We start from the raw sequence: 17,977 nt of genomic DNA, 5'->3' as shown, positions 1-17,977 counted from the left end.
TCCGGGATCGCGCTCGCTGGCTGTTTGAACGCTGACAGTGACACTGACGATGACACTGCCACGCCGACTGGTTCGGGGGGCACAACCGCTACCGATTCCGACGGTACCATGACTCCGACCGATTCCGACGAGAGAGGCGACGGCACCACGCCTTCGACCGAGCCGGGGGAGAACGCAACTCCAACTGATTCTGGCGAGACAGACGCAGACGGGAACGCAACCGATTCTGGTGGGGTCGCGACACCGTCGTTTCCCGACCACGAGACGACCGATCTGCGCGTCCAGACTCCAGACGGCGATCGACTCGGATCGCTCCAAGTCGCCATCGCCGAGACTGTCGAGGAGTGGACGACCGGTCTCAGCGAAACCGACTCGCTCCCGTCTGGGTGGGGGATGCTGTTCGTCTCGGATTCGGTCGAGGACCACACCTTCTGGATGCTCGATATGGACTTCGGAATCGACATCGTGTTCGCAGACGCCGAGCAGACGATAACCGGGATTCACCACGCCCCCGAACCCGGTCCAGGGGAGGACGGGACCGATCAGCAGTACCCCGGCCGGGGGCAGTACGTCCTCGAAACGCCGTATCGATGGACGGACCACCACGACGTCACCGAGGGCGATCGAATCGAGTTTGACCGGTCCTGAACAGTCACGCCACGGTATTCAGGCGAACGCGACGTCGAGATACTGTAGTGCCGCCTGCCAGGCGCTGGCGGACGCGTGTGCGTTGGCTTCGTTTGTTCCACCGTACTGGTGACGGTCTGTCGGATCGGTGTCCCCCTCGAACCGATAGGGGACTCTGATCGCATGGCCTGCACGAGGGAAGGAGAGGTGTTCGAACTGCCACGGATGGTCGTGCTCGTCGAGTCGGTCTGCCGCCCGGTCAGCGAGCAGCGCAGAGGGCCACACGATGTCCTGTCCCCCAGAGACAAGCAGAACGGGCCCGTCGATATCTTCGACGGGAATTGCGGCCTGTTCTCTCTCTGCTGTCGTCGACCGATCGATTGCGAGTGTCGGAGCGTTCGGTTCCTCGCCGAATGGCTCGTCGACGTCGTCCGATTCGTAGACGTATTTATCGATCGGGAGATGTGGGAGCGGTTCGCCAGCGAGTGTCCACGTTGGTTCGCCCTCACCGACGCCGTCCATCCAGGACGGCGCTGGCCAGACGTAACAACTCGGGACGTACGCGACCACCACACCGACCGTCTCGAACGTAGAACCGACGAGAAGCGACGCTTCACCGCCCCGGGAAAAGCCGACAACTCCGATGCGGTCTCCGCTAACCGCCGGTCGGTCGAGAAGCCAGTCCGCCGCACGCTCGAACTCCTCGAGGGGGACCTCGTGGAGGGCGTCACGGGTCCCCGGCGCAGCAAAGTATTCGACACAGAGTGCGGTGTAGCCGTGTTCGGCGAGCAACGCTGCGTATTCCTGTTCGTATCCACCCGCACCACCGCCACCGTGGAGCACGAGGACCCCCGGACGAGGGCCATCACCGAGGCCGGGGTAAAGGCGACCAGACACCGTCTCGCTTCGGATTTTGGTTCCCGAGACGAACATTACGTGTACGGAGCGTTTGCAAGCGGCCTGGAATGTAGCTATCGGATCTGACGGCGTCTCCTCACAAGAACGGGAGATCAGTCGGTCCCAGAATCTCACTCGACGCAGACGAGACCATCTGGGAGTTCGAGAACCACCAACATCTTTACTCAGCCCCCAGGAAGTACGGGTATGACTGCGTTCTGTGCGAGTGACGACGCGGGAGGGACGCGATGGTAGACCTCGTATTCTCCACGACACGACTGCTTCTCGCGCTGTTTCTGGTGGTGCTGAACGGCTTTTTCGTCGCCTCCGAGTTCGCCTTCGTCCGCATCCGCGCGACGTCAGTCGAGCAACTCGTCGAAGATGGCCGCGCGGGAGCGGGGACGCTTCAGGAAGTTGTCGACAACCTCGACAACTATCTCGCGGTGACACAACTCGGAATCACCATCGCCTCGCTGGGGCTCGGGTGGGTCGGGGAACCCGCCGTCGCATCGCTGCTCGAACCCGTTCTGGAGTCGGTGCTCCCGTCGAACCTGATCCATCTCGTCGCCTTCGCGCTCGGGTTCAGCATCATCACCTTTCTGCACGTCGTCTTTGGCGAACTCGCACCGAAGACAATCGCCATCGCTGAAGCAGAGCGCCTCTCGCTGTTTGTCGCTCCGCCGATGAAGTTCTTCTACATCCTGTTTTATCCCGGACTCGTCGTGTTCAACGGGACGGCAAACGCCTTCACTCGACTGCTCGGGATTCCGCCAGCCTCCGAAACCGAGGAGACACTCGAAGAGCGGGAGATCCGTCGCGTCCTCGCTCGCTCGGGCGAGAAGGGCCACGTCGACACGGCGGAAGTCGAGATGATCGAGAGCGTGTTCGATCTGGACGATACGCTCGTCAGGGAGGTGATGGTCCCCCGCCCAGACGTGGTGAGCGTGACTGGCGACGCCACACTCACGGAACTTCGGTCGGTCATCCTTGATGCAGGACACACTCGCTATCCAGTTATCTCGGAAGACGGAGACGAGGCCGCCGGATTTCTCGACGTCAAGGACGTCCTGCGTGCGAGTGAAGCGGACGACGAGGGCGAAACGACCGCAGACGACATCGCGCGGGAGATTCTCGTCGTCCCCGAGACGACGACGATCAGCGACCTGCTGTTGCAGTTTCGCGCCAACCAGCAACAGATGGCCGCCGTGATCGACGAGTGGGGCGCGTTCGAGGGAATCGCGACCATCGAGGACGTGGTGGAAGCCGTCGTCGGTGACCTCCGCGACGAGTTCGACACCGACGAGAGCGAACCCTCGATACGACAGCAGGACGAGGGGGTGTACGAGATAGACGGCGGCGTCCCGCTCTCGGTGGTCAACGACACGCTCGACGCCGACTTCGAGAGCGAGGGGTTCGAGACGCTCGGCGGACTGATACTGGAACGACTCGACCGCACACCGGAACTCGACGACACGATCGAGGAAGCGGAGTACACGCTCACCGTCACAGGGGTGGACGGCGCTCGAATCGTGGCGGTCCGCGTCGAACAGCGCGGGTAGCGAGACGCCCGCATCGTCGGTCCACAGACGGAACCTATTACTCCGCCGGGGCGGTATGTCGGCGTATGACTGTCGTGGTCTTCGGGATCGACGCGCTCGATCCGGACTTGGTCGACCCAGGCGACCATCCACATCTCGCGCTGTCGGCGTCACAGCCCATCGATACGATCGTCAGTTCCAGCGGCGAACCCAGCACGCACGAACTCTGGCCGACGATCATCACGGGCCTACCACCGGCGCAACACGGGTTGACGCTCGACGACGGCGTCGCCTGGGAGAGTCCGATACTCCGGGCGGGGAGCGACGCGGCCGAGTTTCTGCTCCCAGATTCGGTCCAGACACGACTGGGGGCGATACTCCTCAATCGAACGAGCGAAGACGCGTTCCGGACGCCGATGTCGTACTACAGCGAGCGCGAGATTACGACCGTCTTCGACGACCGGTCGGCCAAGGTGATCGGCGTTCCGAACTACGTCGTCGATTCTGATTCCGAGGACCGGGAACACCAACTCCGCCGCGAGATGGGCGAACTGTTCGAGCGCGACCCGGAGGCACAGGGCGGACACACCTCTTCGGACCCGGTCGAATTCTACGAACAGTGTCTGGAGATGGCGATGATCCGAACGGCGCGCGTCAGACGGGGACTGCGAGGGCGACAGTACGAACTCGTGTTCGGCTACACGAGCGGGCTGGATCTGGTCGGACACGTCAGCTACGACCGGCCCACCCTCCAGGAGCGTGCCTACGAGGAACTGAACGACTTCGTTGGCGAATTGCGAGATGATCTACGCGACGAAGACGAGCTCATCCTCGTCAGCGACCACGGCCTGCAGGACGGTCTCCACACGGAGACTGCGATGATCGCCGCAACCGACCCGGCCATTATCGACTCCGTATCGAGCGTCCTCGACGTGCGGGCGGCGCTGGAAGAGGAACTCGAACGGACGGACCACTCCCCGGAACCGCGAGACGACACCGGCGAAATCGGTACGTCACAGGACGTGCAGGAGCAACTGGAAGAACTCGGATACATGTAGCCACGCGGAGGGGCAGCGGAAGTCACATCTCGTGGTCGAGATAGCCAAGGTCTGCGAGTCGCTCCCGCATGGTGTCGTCCACCTCCACCTCCGAGCCAGTTCCGACCGGTTTCCCCTCCGTTTCGAGCCACTCTGAGAGCCACGCGTCCATCTCCGATGCGCGCTCGTCGCATTCCTCGGTCAGGTTTTCGTCCTCGTCCGGGAGGCGATAGAGGCGCGGGTCGTCGGAACGCTGGACGTACTTGTACTCGCCGTCCTGAGCAGCCGAGTACTCCCCCGTGTAGAACTTCGCTCTGTCGAAGTCGGGGTTCCGGTCGAGAAGCGGATCCAGATCGCCCTCGCCCGACTGACTGATCGCGTACTCACGAGAGTCGGTTCGCAGGTCGACGCCCTGTATCGTTTCTGTGTCAGCGCTGGCGATTTCGAGCGCCGTTCGCACGATATCGGAGTGTTGCACGACGCCGGACTCTGAGAGGTCACTGATTCCAGCGACCACCATCGGAACGTTGAGCACGGCGTTGTGGAGGCTGTACTTGTGGGCGAGCATGTCGTCTTCGCCGAACAGTTCCCCGTGGTCCGCGGTGACGACGACGATGGTCTCGTCGAGTCTGTCGTCGATCAGGTCGAGCAGGTTCCCGACCAGTTCGTCGGTGTAGGCGATTTCGGCGTCGTACATCGCGATCAGGGCCTCCATCTCCGCCTCACTCAGGTCACAGCCGTTCGCGACGATGTCCACGAGGTTGTGATGGACGTCCATCGCGACCGACGCGGCTTCCTCGGGACCCATCTCGATGTCGTCGGTGAATGTATCGAGGTAGGGAAGCGGTGGATGATACGCCCGATGTGGCTCGTTGTAGTGAACATAACAGAACAGCGGTTGCTCGCTCGCCTGTAGCTCCTCCTTCGTGAGTTCGTTCAGCAGATACGCCCCGGAGTGTGCGTGAAAGTCCGTACTGAACCCGACGGAGTGACGGCGGATGTTGACGAGATACTTTAGCAGGTTCGTCACGCCGACGCTCTGGAGAATCTCCCGCGGCGTCGATCCCAGAAGGGTGAAGCTGTCGAATCCCCGGTCCAGCCCGGTGAGCGCACTCGCGTACCCGTTGTTCGAGACCCCGATTGTCCTGTAGCCGACGTCACTCAGCAGTTCCGACACGAGCGGAAGTTCTCCCGGAAACTGAGTGCTGTTGCCGAAATACGTCCGGTGTCGCGACGGGTACGTCCCGCTCAGGATGGACGGAACAGATGCGGGAGAGGACCGAGCGTGAGAGAAACAGGACGAAAACGAAACCCCATCGTCGCGATTCGCCAGCGCCTGCAGGTTCGGCGTCGTGTTACGTTCGTAGCCGCTCATCGACGTGTGGTCGTATCTGACGCTGTCGAGCGTGAGCCAGATGATGTTCGGATGCTCGCTCATCGAATCCTCGTGCTGTACTCCCCGTCGAGGGGTCTTGAAACTCACCTTCGACAGTCTCACTGCGGGGATCGGAGCGAACGGTATCCAGGCCAGATGACAAAACCCATGTCAGCCGCGTTTGACTATCCCAGCGTAGATGGGCGAACCAATCGCAGTGTGTCACGTCGTCAACTCCGCTGGCGCGTCGAGCATTCCGGCGGAGATTGCCGCGCGCCAGGCGTCGGCCGATGCGTTCGACCAGGTCGGACTGCTGGCGTGGTTTGACATCGACCCGTTCGACGGGATGGAGCGTGTCGAGACAGTCTCCCTCAACAGTCCGGACCGGTTCCGGATCGACCGGTCACAGTACAAGACGGTTCGGTCGATACTCGCAGAGTACGACCTGATCCACACGCACCATCCTCACTCGGCGTTCTACGGCACGCTCATCGCCAAGCGGCTGGGCAAGCCAGTCGTCCAGACCGAACACAACACCCACGACGGGTACACGAGGACGGGCCGGATCGCAAACGGGCTGACGAACGGCCTCGTCGATGCGGTCGTGTGTGTCTCCAGCGCAGTCCACGAGTCGTTCGCCCGCTGGGAAGACGCTATTGTCCGCGACCGAACGGTCAGCGTCATCCACAACGGCGTCGACCGCAGTCGAGTGATCGAGGCGACTGATATCCCCTGGAGCATCCACGACGTCGCTGATATCGACCCCGGTGGCACTGTCGTCGGTGCTGCAGGGATGCTCACCGAACAGAAAGCACAGGACGTTCTGATCGAGGCAGTGGACCAGCTCAACGCTGAAACCGACCACCACGTCGAACTCGTCCTCTCCGGGGACGGGAACCGCAGAGCGGCACTCGAAGAGCAGACACAACGCGCCCGATACAGCGACCGACTGCACCTGCTCGGATTTCTCGACGAGCGCGCACAGGTATACAAGATGCTGTCCGAAATCGACATCTACGCCATGCCGTCCCGGTGGGAGGGGTTCTGTCTCGCCGTGCTGGAAGCGATGTCACTCGGCAATCCGTGTGTCCTGTCTGACATCCCCGTCTTCCGAGAGGTCTACGGCGAGTCGGCGCTGTATCACGCAGTCGACGACCCCGACGCTCTCGATGCGCAGTTGCGTACGCTGGTAGAGGATCCGGCAGTCTACTCGGAGTACGAACAGAGAGGGACGGAGTTATCGAAGACCTATTCGCTCGACCGGACAGTCTCAGCCTACACAGACGTCTATCGGTCGGTTCTCGGACACGCGTCTCGGTGAGGTTACTGCTTGTACCCGAGCGCTCTGAGTTTCTCTTCTGCGGTGCGCGCCGGGTCGTCGGGTTCCGTGGCTGGTTCGAGCGTGATGAACGGGACGCGAACGAGTGGGGCGACGTGACACTTGTGTGGATGACAGTAAAAGCCGTAATCCCGGAGACGGCCAAACCCCTCACCGTGGTCTGCGGTGATCACCACGGAGTTCCCGTCCGTGACCCACTGTCCGACGTATTCTGCGATCACGTCCCACGTGCTCTCGACGGAGGCACGGTAGCCGCGGGCGGCCCGGGTCGTGTCGACGTGGCCGCCAGCCATCGCGACCTGCGGGCTGAGTCGCTCGGAGTTTCGGTCGCCCTTCCAGACGTCCGTATCGGGGAGAATGTCGACCCACTCCCCGCCGAGTTTGGCGACGTAGGGTGCATGGGGCTGGAGCAGATGCACGACGACCGGTGAATCGTCCTCGTCGAGAATGCTGTCGGCGCGTTCGAGAACGGGTTCGGGGAGTACCGTCCCGAACCGGTCCTCCCAGTCAGTTTCCCACAGGCCATGGAGTTCCGCCTCCCCGAGGTCACGGTCGAGTTGGTGATATTGTGAGTTCGCCGCAACGATTCGCGCATCTGCAAAGATGCCAGTATCGGCAGCGACGGTCAGCCATTCGGTCGTCGAACTCGCGGGGGACCGGCAGGTGTCGAGCGCCCACGGGGTGACAGCATTGAGCGTATCGGCCCGACAGGCGTCCATTATCACGACGACATCTGCGTCGAAGGCGGCGAGACGGTCGTGCTGGTCTCCCGCGCTTCGAAGCGTGGAAAGCCCCTGGGCCAGTCGCTTCCACGCTCGGTAGCGTAGCGGTTCGTGCATACTCTCTGATTCAAAGCCCCGGGGTTAAGTCTAACCGATCGTGTGTCCCGTGAAGACTGTCCACGAACACGGAGGCGATGAGTGCTATCCAGTGGTGCGAAAAAGATAGGTAAGTAGATATATGTCGAACGGCGAAAAACCCGGAAGCAAGTGAATGAGTGACCCGAATATCCTCCTGGTCGTGTTGGATGCAGTTCGCGCCGACCACACGACGGTTCACGGACACCATCGAGAGACGACGCCGAATATAGAGGCGCTTGCCAGCGACGGGGTCCAGTTCGAGAACGCATTTGCGCCATCGATCTGGACGCTCCCCTCACATGGGGGGCTTTTCACCGGAAATCTCCCGAGTCACAGCGACGTTCGGCGGTCGTCGAGAGACCTTCCGACGGACACCACGACGCTGAGCGAACACATCAAAGCGCAGGGGTACAGAACGTTCTCGTCGAGCGCCGGTGCGCATCTGCGCTCCGGCCGGGGGTTCTCGCGGGGCTTCGACGTCTACAAGGAGACCTATCGGATACGGCCCGACGCAACCGCGCTCAGCAAGATGGTGCGCGACCGGTCGTTCGCGAAGCAGACGCTGTTTTCGCTGACGCGCGGGCCGGACAAGAAGACGCTGTACAAGTTCGACGCGCTGAAGCGGTGGATCGCAAACGGGGACGACGAGCCGTTTTTCGCGTTCATCAACTGCAAGACCGCACACAACCCGTACAATCCGCCGCGGCCGTACAAGTCGATGTTCTGTGATGGGCTCTCCCGCCCTCGATACGAGTTTCTCGAACGGTTGTCCTCGCAGGTCGGCCAGCGATCACAGTCGGTGGCAGGCATGGACGGGACACGACTTCGGAAGATGTCGGAATCGTTCCCACTGATGGGCGGGGAGTTCGTCCCGACTGAGGCGGAGTGGGAGGTGATACGGTCGTGGTACGACGGCGCGATCCGATATCTCGACTACAGAGTCGGGGAACTCGTCGACTTTCTCGACGCCCGGGGTGAACTCGACGACACCGTCGTCGTGATCACCGCGGACCACGGGGAACTGTTCGGTGAACACGGGCTGGAAAAGCACAACTACTCGCTCGCAGAGCAGTTGCTTCACGTTCCACTCGTGGTCAAGCCAGCAGGGGAACAGCGCGGGGGAGACACCGTCGAATCGATGGTGTCGCTGCTCGATCTCTTCCCGACACTGATCGAGGCGGCGGGCGGCACACCGCCCGAACGGCCGTTCGCAGAGACGCTGTACGACCTTGCCGACAGACCGCGCCACGAACACGTGTTTGCCGAACTCGACGGGATGGAAGACGCGGTACCGAAACAGCGGTATCCCGCCCTCGACGATTCGGAACTCGGCCAGCCGCGACAGTCGGTCCGGAACGACCAGTACAAACTCGTCCGACGGATCGACGGGACGACGACGCTGTACGACTGGCGAGCGGATCCCGAAGAGTCGACCGACCTCACAGACGAGTACCCAGATATCGTCGCAGCCCTCACAGACGTGCTCGAACGCGAGGTAGGGGACATCACACAGAACGCGATAGAGGACGAAGAGATCACGGACGAGCGGCTTCGGGACCAGCTCGAAGACCTCGGATACCTGTGAACCACCACCGTGGATCCCAACGAATAAACTGGTCTCCGACAATAGACCGGACCAGTTAGCGAACGCCGGTATCAGATAATGAAAGTCGGACAAACATCGATCATCGTCTTCCTCTCGAAGCTGCTCGGGTCAGCGCTCGGGTTTCTGGGGACGCTCTATTTCGCACGCGAACTCGGCGCGGAGGTGATCGGGGTCTACACGCTGGTGCTGACGGTCGTTGGCTGGCTCATCCTCGCGAGCGAGGTTGGGGTCGGAACGGCGATGGTGAAACGGATCAGCGAGGGGACAGACCGCGGTGCATATCTGACGGCGGCGCTTCTGACGATACTCGCGTTTGCCGCGTCTCTCTCGGTACTCGTCGTCCTCGGAACGCCCGTACTGGAGTCGTACATCAGCGAGTTCGACCAGTACGTGACACGCTCTGTCGTCTGGTTCGTGATCGGGTTGATCTTCATCGAGTTGTTCGATAAGTTCGTGTACAAGACGCTCAAAGGCGAGCGGAAGGTCCACATCGTCGGCCTGCTCAATCCGGTGCAGATCGGCGGACAGAGCCTCCTTCAGATCGCGCTGGTCTTCGCTGGCTTCGGCCTGTTCGGGATGCTCGTAGGGTATATCGTCGGCGGCATCATCGTCGGCGCGGTCGGACTGGTCTGGGTCTCGGTTCGCCCCACGCGACCGAAGAGACGCCACTTCAAGAGTCTCTTCGAGTACGCCAAGTTCTCCTGGCTCGGCGGCCTCCGGAACCGCGCGTTCAACGAAGTCGACATCCTGCTTCTGGGTGTGTTCGTGCAGACGGGGCTGGTCGGCGTCTACTCCGTCGCGTGGTCGATTGCGAAGTTCCTCGACCTGTTTGGCACCTCGGTCGCGTCGACGGTGTTTCCCGAAATCAGCCACACGTCCACACAGCAGTCGCGTCAGGACGCCGCAGCGATGCTCGAAGATGCCCTCGCGTACACGGGTCTGATCGCGATTCCCGGGCTGGTCGGCGGTCTCATCCTCGGTGACCGACTTCTGCTACTCTACGGCGAGGAGTTCGTCGACGGGACGGCGGTGCTCGGCCTTCTGATCCTCGCGGTACTGATCTACTCCTACCAGAAGCAACTCCGAAACGGGCTGAACGGTCTCGACCGTCCTGATCTTGCCTTCCGGATCAACGCGGTGTTCATCGCGCTCAACGTCCTTCTCAACCTCGCGCTCATCTGGCAGTACGGCATCGAGGGCGCAGCGGTCGCGACTGCGACGTCGGTCGCCGTCGTCCTCGTTCTCTCCCACTACATGCTCTCGCAGTTGATCACCTTCGAGGTACCGTACACGACAATTGCACAGCAGTGGATCGCCGCGCTGGCCATGGGCGCGACGGTGTTCGGTGCCCGTACTGCCATCGAACGACTGTCGGTGATCGACCACAACGCGGCCATCGTCGTGGCCCTCGTCGCGCTCGGCGCATGCATCTACTTCGTGACGCTGTTTGCAATCTCGACCGACTTTCAGGAGACTGTCAATCGGAACCTCCCGTTCGAGCTACCGACCGTTCGGTGACCGCGCAGATAGTTCGGGTCGTCAGTCGCTCACAGGCTCTGAAACTCCGCCAGCGAGGCCTGTCCGCGCTCAGCGAGGATGTCGCGGCTGGTCTGCCAGGACTCCCGGGCGCAGTCGGGCAACTCGCCGGTTCTACTGACGAACTCCCGGAGGAACGTGCGGGTCGTCTCGTCGCCCGGATAGCCGCTGCCCACGTCACCGTACTCCTCGGCCAGTCGAGCGACGTGAGCGTCTCGCTCCACCTTGGCGACGATGCTCGCCGCGCTCACGACCGGGTCGGACTCGTCTGCGCCGTGTTCAGCCCGCAGGTCAACGTCGTCTGGGAGTCTGTCGGCGAGACGGCGCTCGAACCGGACGGCGTTGGTGTCACAGGCGTCGGCACGACAGCGAAGTCCCTCGACCGTGACAGCACCGAGCGCGTCAGCCTGTGCAGCGACCGTCAGCCCGTTCATGTCCGTCTCCGGGTCGTCGATGCGCTCGACTGGGACTTCGGCAACCGCGACTGCGCTTGCTCGCTCGCGGATGGTCGCTGCGAGTTCCTCGCGCGTGTCGGCCGAGAGCTGTTTCGAGTCGGCCACCGCGGCTGGTACCCGGTCGGGATCGATCCGAACCGCTGCCGCGAACATCGATCCCAGTACCGGCCCTTTCCCGGCCTCGTCGACACCTGCTCGCATTATGTGCCGATTGGTCGAGAACCGTATAAACCTTCCCGGCGCGTCAGCCCTCCGTCTGACGGGAGTTACACACGTCAGATGGTCACTCGCGCAGGAACTCCTCGCGGGCGAACGCCTCCGATTCCCCCTCGACTGCGAGCACGTCGAGCGCCGTCACCGTCGCCCCGACGCCGAGTGCTCCTGCGAGACTCGGTTGGGTCCGGCCGTCGTCGCTGCTGACCAGTTCCTTCACGTACAGCCCCCCTTCGCCGTGAACCTCCAGCGTCGCCTCCCGGCCGTCCGCTTCGAGTTCGCCGGACGCGTCGTAGACGTCCCGAACGCGCGTTTTCGCCGCGCGGCGGTGCGACACGCGCTGTGGCGTCTCCTGCTCGACGGTTGCTCCAGCGAGTGCGTCGACCGCCTCCTGAAACGCCTCCGGAGAGACGGACTCCTCGAACTGGATGTCCATCCGGTAGGTCTTGCTCGCGTCCAGTTCCTTGACGCGTTCGACCATCTCGTAGGTCGCGAGTTGGAGGTCCCGAACTTCGACTTTGCCCTCGGCGAACTCGTTGACTTGCTCCTGCAGGTCGTCGGTGTCCGGGCGTCGCAGTCGTGGATCTTCGACTTCGACGACGAAGGGGCGGCCCTCGCCGAGCATCCGCGCGTCGACGTCCTCCCGGCCAGCGCCGTGGAAGGTCGCACTCTCCCCGTTCATTGCCTCTCGGATCGGCGGTGCGGTCAACTGCTCGACGCTCTCCTCGTAGCGATAGCCAATCCCGTCACAGCCCCCACACTCCTCGCCGTGGACGAGACCGGTGCCGTTGCACTCCCGACAGGGCCACTTCGTCTGCGGGATGTCGCGTTCGAGTTTGCGGTAGCGACCGTAGACGAAGGCGGAGTTGACCTGCAACTCGACGTCGTCGGTGCCAAGGTCACAGAGCACGAGTACGTCCGGGCGCTCGAAGTCGACTTCGCTGTCGGTTTGCTCGCCGAATCGCTTGCCTACTTCGCGGTTGAACTCACTCTTGAGCAACTCGCCCGCTTCCGGGTCGAGTCCGGCGTCCTCGCGGAGCAGTCGGTCGTTTTCCTCGATGAGCGGTGGCACCTTCGTCCCGACTTGGTAGGTGTCGAACTCGTAGCCGCGGACGACGCTTTCGGCTTGTCTTGCCCACCAGTCGTATCGGTCACACTCGCCCTCACAGACCCAGCACTCGTCGGGCGGGTCGAAGTCCTCGTCGTCTTCGAGAGCGAGACTCACCCGGAGCGCGTGGCCGCGCTCGTGATTCGAGAGTCCGAAACTCCGGTCAGCGACCAGTCGGCCTAAACAGGCGTCACAGACCGGGCCGGAGTCGAGCGCGCGCCGGGCAACGTCGAGTACAGTCATTACGGGAGGGTCGGGCCGTCGGAGTAATTCCCTTTCGAAAAGCGGTGCTCTACGCTACTACGGTCACTGTGGCAGAAAGTAACGAACTCGTCCGGGGTTTCATTTGGCTCCCTCATCCTCTGACTGCGATGCACTTTGCCTGCGAGTCACTCAAGCAGTTTCCGCGAGGAGTTAGTGACGACGAGCGTGCTGCTCAGCCCCATCGCGACGGCGGCAAAGAGTGGGTTGATGAGGCCGGTGATCGCAAGCGGGATGGCGATGCTGTTGTACAGAAACGCCCAGCCGATGTTCTGCTTGACGCGGCTGTTTGCGGCCGCCGCCAGGTCGAAGACGGTTTCGAGCGAGCGCAGGTCGTCCGTGACGATAGCCACGTCTGCGGCATCTGCAGCAAGCGCCGTGCCGCTTCCGAGCGCAATACCAAGGTTGGCGCTCGCGAGCGCCGGTGCGTCGTTCGTCCCGTCACCGACCATCACCGTCTGTCGCCCCGCTCCGAACTGCTGGACCGTCTCGGCTTTGGCCTCAGGTGGCACACCAGCGAAGACGTGGTCGACGGCCGGATGGTCCTCGAAGGCCGTCGCGGCGTCGCGCTCGTCGCCGGTCAGTATCGCCACCTCGATGTCCTGCGCTGCCAGATCAGCGAGGACGGATTCCCAGCCCTCTCGCGGTTCGTCACCGACGACGAGAAGCCCTTCAGCAGTCCCGTCTCGGCCGACGAGTACGGGCACGTTCCCTCCGTCACGCGCGTCGTCGATCTGTGAGCCGAACGCGTCGGGAACCGACCAGCCCTGCTCGGCGAACAGGTCGGGATGGCCGACGAGCAGGTCCGCCCCGTCGACCGTTCCGCCAACGCCGGTGGCGTAGCTCTGAAAGCCCGAGACACGGGCCTCGCACTCGTCTTGGTCGTCGAGTTCGGCCGTCTCGTCGTGCTCGCCCGCCTCGTCGTGTTCATCATCCTCGTCCACGACGACACCGCCGTCTGTGGTCTGCTGGTCGGAGCGGTCCACGATCAGCGACTCGGGGTCGACTCGGCCGGGCGAGTCGTATTCGTCCGAATCGGTGTTCCGATCCGCGTTCCCGTAGGCGGTTGCGATTGCCTCCGCGATGGGGTGTGAGGAGCGCGTTTCGAGCAGAGCGGCCTGCTCGAACAGGTCCTCGGGGCCGTCAGCGTCGCGGACGCGCATCTCGCCGGTCGTGAGCGTCCCCGTCTTGTCGAAGATGACGACCTCGACGTCGCGCAAACGCTCGAAGATGGTCTCGTCGAAGACGACAATGCCGCGCTCCAGGGCCGCGTGGATGCTGGTCGCGATGGCGAGCGGCGTCGCAAGCCCGAGCGCGCAGGGACAGGAGACGATGAGCACGGTCAGTGCGACGAGCAGCGTCTCGGACGCGCTCGCACCGAGGGCGAAGTGCGCAACGCCGACGACCATCGCGAGGACGAGTACGACCGGAACGAACACCGTGGCGAGTCGGTCAGCGAGTTGCTGGATGCCGTGGTCGGCGCTTTGCAGATCCCAGACCATGTCCGTGATGCGGTCGACGCTGCTCGTCGCGCCCTCGTTCACCTCGATGACGAGCGAGCCATCCTGCAGTAAGGAGCCACCGACAACCTCGTCGCCAGCCGTCTTTGCCACCGGCAGAGACTCGCCGGTCACGACCGCCTCGTCGACGGTACCCTCACCCTCGTGAACGACGCCATCGACGGGGATCCGTTCGCCGTCACGGACGAGAACGCGCTCGCCGCCGGAGAGATCCGCAACCGGAACGGTCGTCGTCGACCCGTCGGAATGGTACCGTCGGGTTTCGCTGACCTGCGATTCGGTCAGGTTCGCCAACTGCTCTGTCGCTTTTCGCTTGATCTGGCTTTCGTAGTAGCTTCCGGCCGTGACGACGAGAACGATGCCGACAGAGACGTCGTAGTAGATGTGTTCGGCCCCGAGAAAGATTGCGAGCGTGCTGTAGGCCCACGCGGCGGTGGCGGCGAGTGCAACGAGCAGGTCCATGTTCGGTTCGCGGGTTCGCAGGCTAACCCACGCGCCCTTGAGGATCGGTCCGCCGGTGTAAAAGAGGACGATGCTCGACAGCAGACCGACGACGAGATAGAAGTACGCCGCGGAGGCGCTCGCGAGCATCTCCGCGAGGAAGGCGGCGGTCTCAGCGGGGTAGTACAGGCCGTCGAAGTACGTCGGATAGATGATGGCGACGTAGTTGAGCATCACCATCATCCCGAAGACGGCCCCGACGATCAGTCGCGTGAGGATGTTGTCCTCGGCCCGGCGCTTTCCGAGCGGGTCGTCCCGGGCGTAGGCCCGATAGCCGAGCCCAGTCACCGCCTCCGTCAGTTCCGACTCCTCGACTGCGGGGTCGTGGTCGATGCGGACGGTGTCGGTGATGTAACTCGCTGCAACTCCGGCCACGTCCTCGTGGTCGCTCGCACGTGCCTCGATGAACGTCTCACAGGTCGCACAGTGCATCCCGTCGACCCGGAGAAAGGTGCGTTCGTATCCCTCCGGGGTCTCGGTTTCCTCGGTCAGTGTCTCCTGAATATGCTCCAAGTTATCGTCGGGCGAGAGGTCCTCGCGCTCGCTGAGCGTCCCGTGAACGTCACGACAGCCCCGACAGCAGAAGGGGTCCCCGGTCTCGTTTTCGACGGCTGGCTCCGAAACCGGCAGGTCACAGAGCGTGCAGGACTGCTCAGTGTCTGCCATCGCCGTCACCTCGGCTGTGAGTTCGTGTTTTCCTCATGTGGCGATTCACAGGGCGGAATTGCTAGACAGCTTTGTGACGAAACGGCAATACGCTGTTGGTTTCGCGCAGTCCGGTCACAGCCCGGCCAGTGTCTGCCGGAGTTTGACCGTCGCAGTCATGAATCCGGTGGCGGTCATGATGATGAACACCACCTGAACGTGCATAACGACGACGCGTTCGAGACCGAAGGGGACCGCGATTGCCACGATACCGATGAGCGACGCAAAGGTAAGGATCGGGAGTAGATGTCGCAACAGCGAGTCGAGCATCGTGCCCTGCAGTCGCGTCCGCTCGGTCTGGTCGTAGAAGTACACCATCCCGTAGCCGACGTAGGCCAGAGCGCTCCCGCCGAGCAGGGCCGCCGACAGATCAGTTTGCCCGACGGCTGTCACCGCGAGCGCGTACACGACCACGGCGAGCACGAAGACGACACGGACGACACGCTCGTAGGCGTACAGCGACGCGGACTGGTCGCCTGCGTTTGCCGCGAGATACACCTGACGGAGTGCGAAGGCGAGCAGCAGCGTACAGGCGAGCAACAGTGAGTCACTCGCCGGAACCGAAATGGAGCTGACGATTTCGAGGACGCCGACCCCGCCGTACAGCGCGGCAAAGATTCCGATGTACTGGAGATAGCGCCAGATGCCGCGCTGGAGGGCCACGTCGGCCTGTCGTCTGTTTCGCCACGCGTAGTAGGAAAACCGGAGTCCGAGAACGCTGATGAGGACGAATGCGATAAACAGCAGGAAGGTCAGACTCGGGTTGTCCTCGACGAGGAACAGGCCGAATTCGAGTTCGGAGCCGCCGACTTCGATTGTTGTCATCGAATCACGCTCCACCGAGTCAGGTATCGCTGTGTTTCTCGGCCAGACTTGTTAGTTCCTGCTGAAACTGCTCGGCAGTCTCGTAGCGCCGGAGCTTTTGCTTTGCCATCGCCTTCATCACCAGGTCGTCGAGTTGCTCGGGAACGTCCGCGACGGTGCTCGGCGGCGGCGGGATGCTTTCGAGCACCGCGGCGCGGACGCGCTCGAAATCACCTGTGTGGGGTGGCCGCCCGGTGAACAGCCGATAACAGACCGCCCCGAGTTGGTAGATGTCGGTCGAGTGGTCGATCCGGCCGAACTGGTCGTTGTAGTACTCTGGTGCGGCAAAGCGCGGGTCGAGACACTGCGATGGTGGGAAGTGGTGTCTGTAGACGTTCATCAGGCCCACGTTGTCGAGCATCAGTTCGTGCGTCACCGTCTCGGCCATCGATTCGCCGGGGACGACGACGTTTCCCGGATCTATCCCGCCGTGAACGAGGTCGCTCGTGTGGAGATGCGCGAGCGCATTAGCAAGCTTTCGGGCAATGTCGAGTCCGGGGCCGATGTCGGCCGGGTCCCGATTCGACAGCGTGTCGGCACTGAATGGGGTGACGACCCACGGCTGAGGTTCGAGCCCCCAGTCGAGCACTGACACGACCTGCGGATGCGAGTCGAGCGTCGCCCACTCGCTGATCTGCGATTCGAGTTCCCCCTCGAACACGGGAACCGAATCAGTTCGCTCCGGACGGTGGAGCAACCGAAGCGAGACGGCCTGTTCCTCGCTCCCGCCACCGACGAGCGCCTCGTAGGTGTCGGCGTATCGGCTCCGGCGATGGTCGCCGCGGACGTGTAGTTCGTCGAAGCGACTCCTGACAGCAATCGTCGACACTTCGGTCGTCCGGCGAAGCATCGCCTCCGGGTTGTTCTCGAACTCTTCGCCCCACGCTGGCCCGCCACCCTCGTCTGCAGCCTCCTCCGTGCCGGTCTCTGCTTTGTCGTCGCTCTCAAGCTCCCTGTCGCGCTCTCGTTCGCGTTCGTCGCGTTCTTCTTTCAGTCTGTCCGCGTACGTCTGTCGTGGGTCGTCTTCGTCAGTCGAAGCGACCTGCGTTCGACCCACGCCTTCGCGGCTGTAATCGCGGCTGTAGTAGTGTTCGCGCGTGAAGTTTCCGACCTCGGGCAGGGGGATATCCCCTCGTTCGGCTTCAATCTCTTCGAGCAACTGTTCGACCTGGTCGACATAGAGCGAGGAGAGATAGTCGAGCGCCGTCGTCAGTTCGAGCGACGCTTCCTCACCCAGACGGTCGCTCATCCGCCGAACCAGATACTCGTTTATCTCGTCGTCGTCAGCCTCGATCGCGACGAGACAGCAGGTTATCGCGGCGGTAAACCGTATCGAGCGCTCCTCCGATTCGAGCAAACTCACCAGATACGGAAGCCGTTCCTTTCCCTGTCCGGGGTCGTCGAGACAGTCGATGAGAAAGGAGCGAACGTGTGCTGTTTCCTCGTCGCCGTCACCATCGCGCTCGCTCGATTCTGTCGGAGTCATCTCGCGCAATTCATGTACGCTTGTCGACAAACAGTTATTACTCTTTTTG

Annotated in this window: 14 protein-coding genes; 6 read left to right on the top strand and 8 right to left on the bottom strand. The window is 62.7% G+C overall.

Annotated elements, in window-relative coordinates:
* The first annotated feature begins 108 nt into the window (after nucleotides 1-108).
* Complete coding sequence (locus ACMGFL_RS08380; protein WP_436935084.1) at nucleotides 109-648, top strand: DUF192 domain-containing protein; 540 nt, start codon at nucleotides 109-111, stop codon at nucleotides 646-648.
* Between the two features lie 18 nt (nucleotides 649-666).
* Here the strand turns inward: ACMGFL_RS08380 and ACMGFL_RS08375 are convergent, their stop codons facing one another.
* On the bottom strand, nucleotides 667-1,524 hold the full coding sequence (locus tag ACMGFL_RS08375) for an alpha/beta fold hydrolase (RefSeq protein ID WP_436935083.1): 858 nt from the start codon (nucleotides 1,522-1,524) through the stop codon (nucleotides 667-669).
* Nucleotides 1,525-1,772: 248 nt separating this feature from the next.
* Between ACMGFL_RS08375 and ACMGFL_RS08370 the strand changes: the two genes are divergently transcribed.
* On the top strand, nucleotides 1,773-3,083 hold the full coding sequence (locus ACMGFL_RS08370; RefSeq protein WP_436935082.1) for a hemolysin family protein: 1,311 nt from the start codon (nucleotides 1,773-1,775) through the stop codon (nucleotides 3,081-3,083).
* A gap of 65 nt (nucleotides 3,084-3,148) precedes the next feature.
* Nucleotides 3,149-4,120, top strand: a complete 972-nt coding sequence (locus ACMGFL_RS08365) for an alkaline phosphatase family protein (protein WP_436935081.1) — start codon at nucleotides 3,149-3,151, stop codon at nucleotides 4,118-4,120.
* 22 nt (nucleotides 4,121-4,142) lie between these two features.
* On the opposite strand, the gene ACMGFL_RS08360 is transcribed toward ACMGFL_RS08365, so the two are convergent.
* The gene (locus ACMGFL_RS08360; protein WP_436935080.1) at nucleotides 4,143-5,537 is read right to left on the bottom strand and encodes a sulfatase; all 1,395 of its coding nucleotides are present in this window, start codon (nucleotides 5,535-5,537) and stop codon (nucleotides 4,143-4,145) included.
* A gap of 136 nt (nucleotides 5,538-5,673) precedes the next feature.
* Here ACMGFL_RS08360 and ACMGFL_RS08355 point away from each other — a divergent pair, with 136 nt between their 5' ends.
* Nucleotides 5,674-6,795 (top strand): glycosyltransferase family 4 protein, encoded by a 1,122-nt coding sequence (locus ACMGFL_RS08355; protein ID WP_436935079.1) that lies wholly within the window; start codon nucleotides 5,674-5,676, stop codon nucleotides 6,793-6,795.
* A 2-nt stretch (nucleotides 6,796-6,797) separates the two neighbouring features.
* Here ACMGFL_RS08355 and ACMGFL_RS08350 read toward each other — a convergent pair whose 3' ends face one another.
* A complete protein-coding gene (locus ACMGFL_RS08350; RefSeq protein ID WP_436935078.1) occupies nucleotides 6,798-7,652 on the bottom strand; it encodes a hypothetical protein in 855 nt (284 codons plus the stop codon).
* Between the two features lie 154 nt (nucleotides 7,653-7,806).
* Here ACMGFL_RS08350 and ACMGFL_RS08345 point away from each other — a divergent pair, with 154 nt between their 5' ends.
* Both ACMGFL_RS08345 and ACMGFL_RS08340 read left to right on the top strand, forming a co-directional pair.
* Nucleotides 7,807-9,258 (top strand): sulfatase, encoded by a 1,452-nt coding sequence (locus ACMGFL_RS08345; RefSeq protein ID WP_436935077.1) that lies wholly within the window; start codon nucleotides 7,807-7,809, stop codon nucleotides 9,256-9,258.
* Between the two features lie 78 nt (nucleotides 9,259-9,336).
* The gene (locus ACMGFL_RS08340) at nucleotides 9,337-10,797 is read left to right on the top strand and encodes an oligosaccharide flippase family protein (RefSeq protein ID WP_436935076.1); all 1,461 of its coding nucleotides are present in this window, start codon (nucleotides 9,337-9,339) and stop codon (nucleotides 10,795-10,797) included.
* Between the two features lie 29 nt (nucleotides 10,798-10,826).
* Here ACMGFL_RS08340 and rnhB read toward each other — a convergent pair whose 3' ends face one another.
* The 5 genes from rnhB to ACMGFL_RS08315 form a co-directional block, all read right to left on the bottom strand.
* On the bottom strand, nucleotides 10,827-11,474 hold the full coding sequence (gene rnhB / locus ACMGFL_RS08335) for a ribonuclease HII (protein ID WP_436936433.1): 648 nt from the start codon (nucleotides 11,472-11,474) through the stop codon (nucleotides 10,827-10,829).
* Between the two features lie 79 nt (nucleotides 11,475-11,553).
* Nucleotides 11,554-12,834 carry a tRNA pseudouridine(54/55) synthase Pus10 gene (locus ACMGFL_RS08330; protein ID WP_436935075.1) on the bottom strand — a complete coding sequence of 427 codons (1,281 nt, stop codon included), beginning with the start codon at nucleotides 12,832-12,834 and terminating at the stop codon, nucleotides 11,554-11,556.
* Between the two features lie 146 nt (nucleotides 12,835-12,980).
* Entirely contained in the window at nucleotides 12,981-15,539 is a 2,559-nt protein-coding gene (locus ACMGFL_RS08325) for a heavy metal translocating P-type ATPase (protein WP_436935074.1), read from the bottom strand.
* A gap of 114 nt (nucleotides 15,540-15,653) precedes the next feature.
* Nucleotides 15,654-16,403, bottom strand: coding sequence for a hypothetical protein (locus ACMGFL_RS08320; RefSeq protein WP_436935073.1), 750 nt, complete (start codon nucleotides 16,401-16,403; stop codon nucleotides 15,654-15,656).
* A gap of 19 nt (nucleotides 16,404-16,422) precedes the next feature.
* The gene (locus ACMGFL_RS08315) at nucleotides 16,423-17,928 is read right to left on the bottom strand and encodes a serine/threonine protein kinase (protein WP_436935072.1); all 1,506 of its coding nucleotides are present in this window, start codon (nucleotides 17,926-17,928) and stop codon (nucleotides 16,423-16,425) included.
* Between the last annotated feature and the right edge of the window lie 49 nt (nucleotides 17,929-17,977).

The organism is Halovenus marina (assembly GCF_051414115.1).
In the GTDB taxonomy this organism is placed as follows: domain Archaea; phylum Halobacteriota; class Halobacteria; order Halobacteriales; family Haloarculaceae; genus Halovenus; species Halovenus marina.
This window is presented reverse-complemented; position numbering and strand designations above follow the sequence as displayed.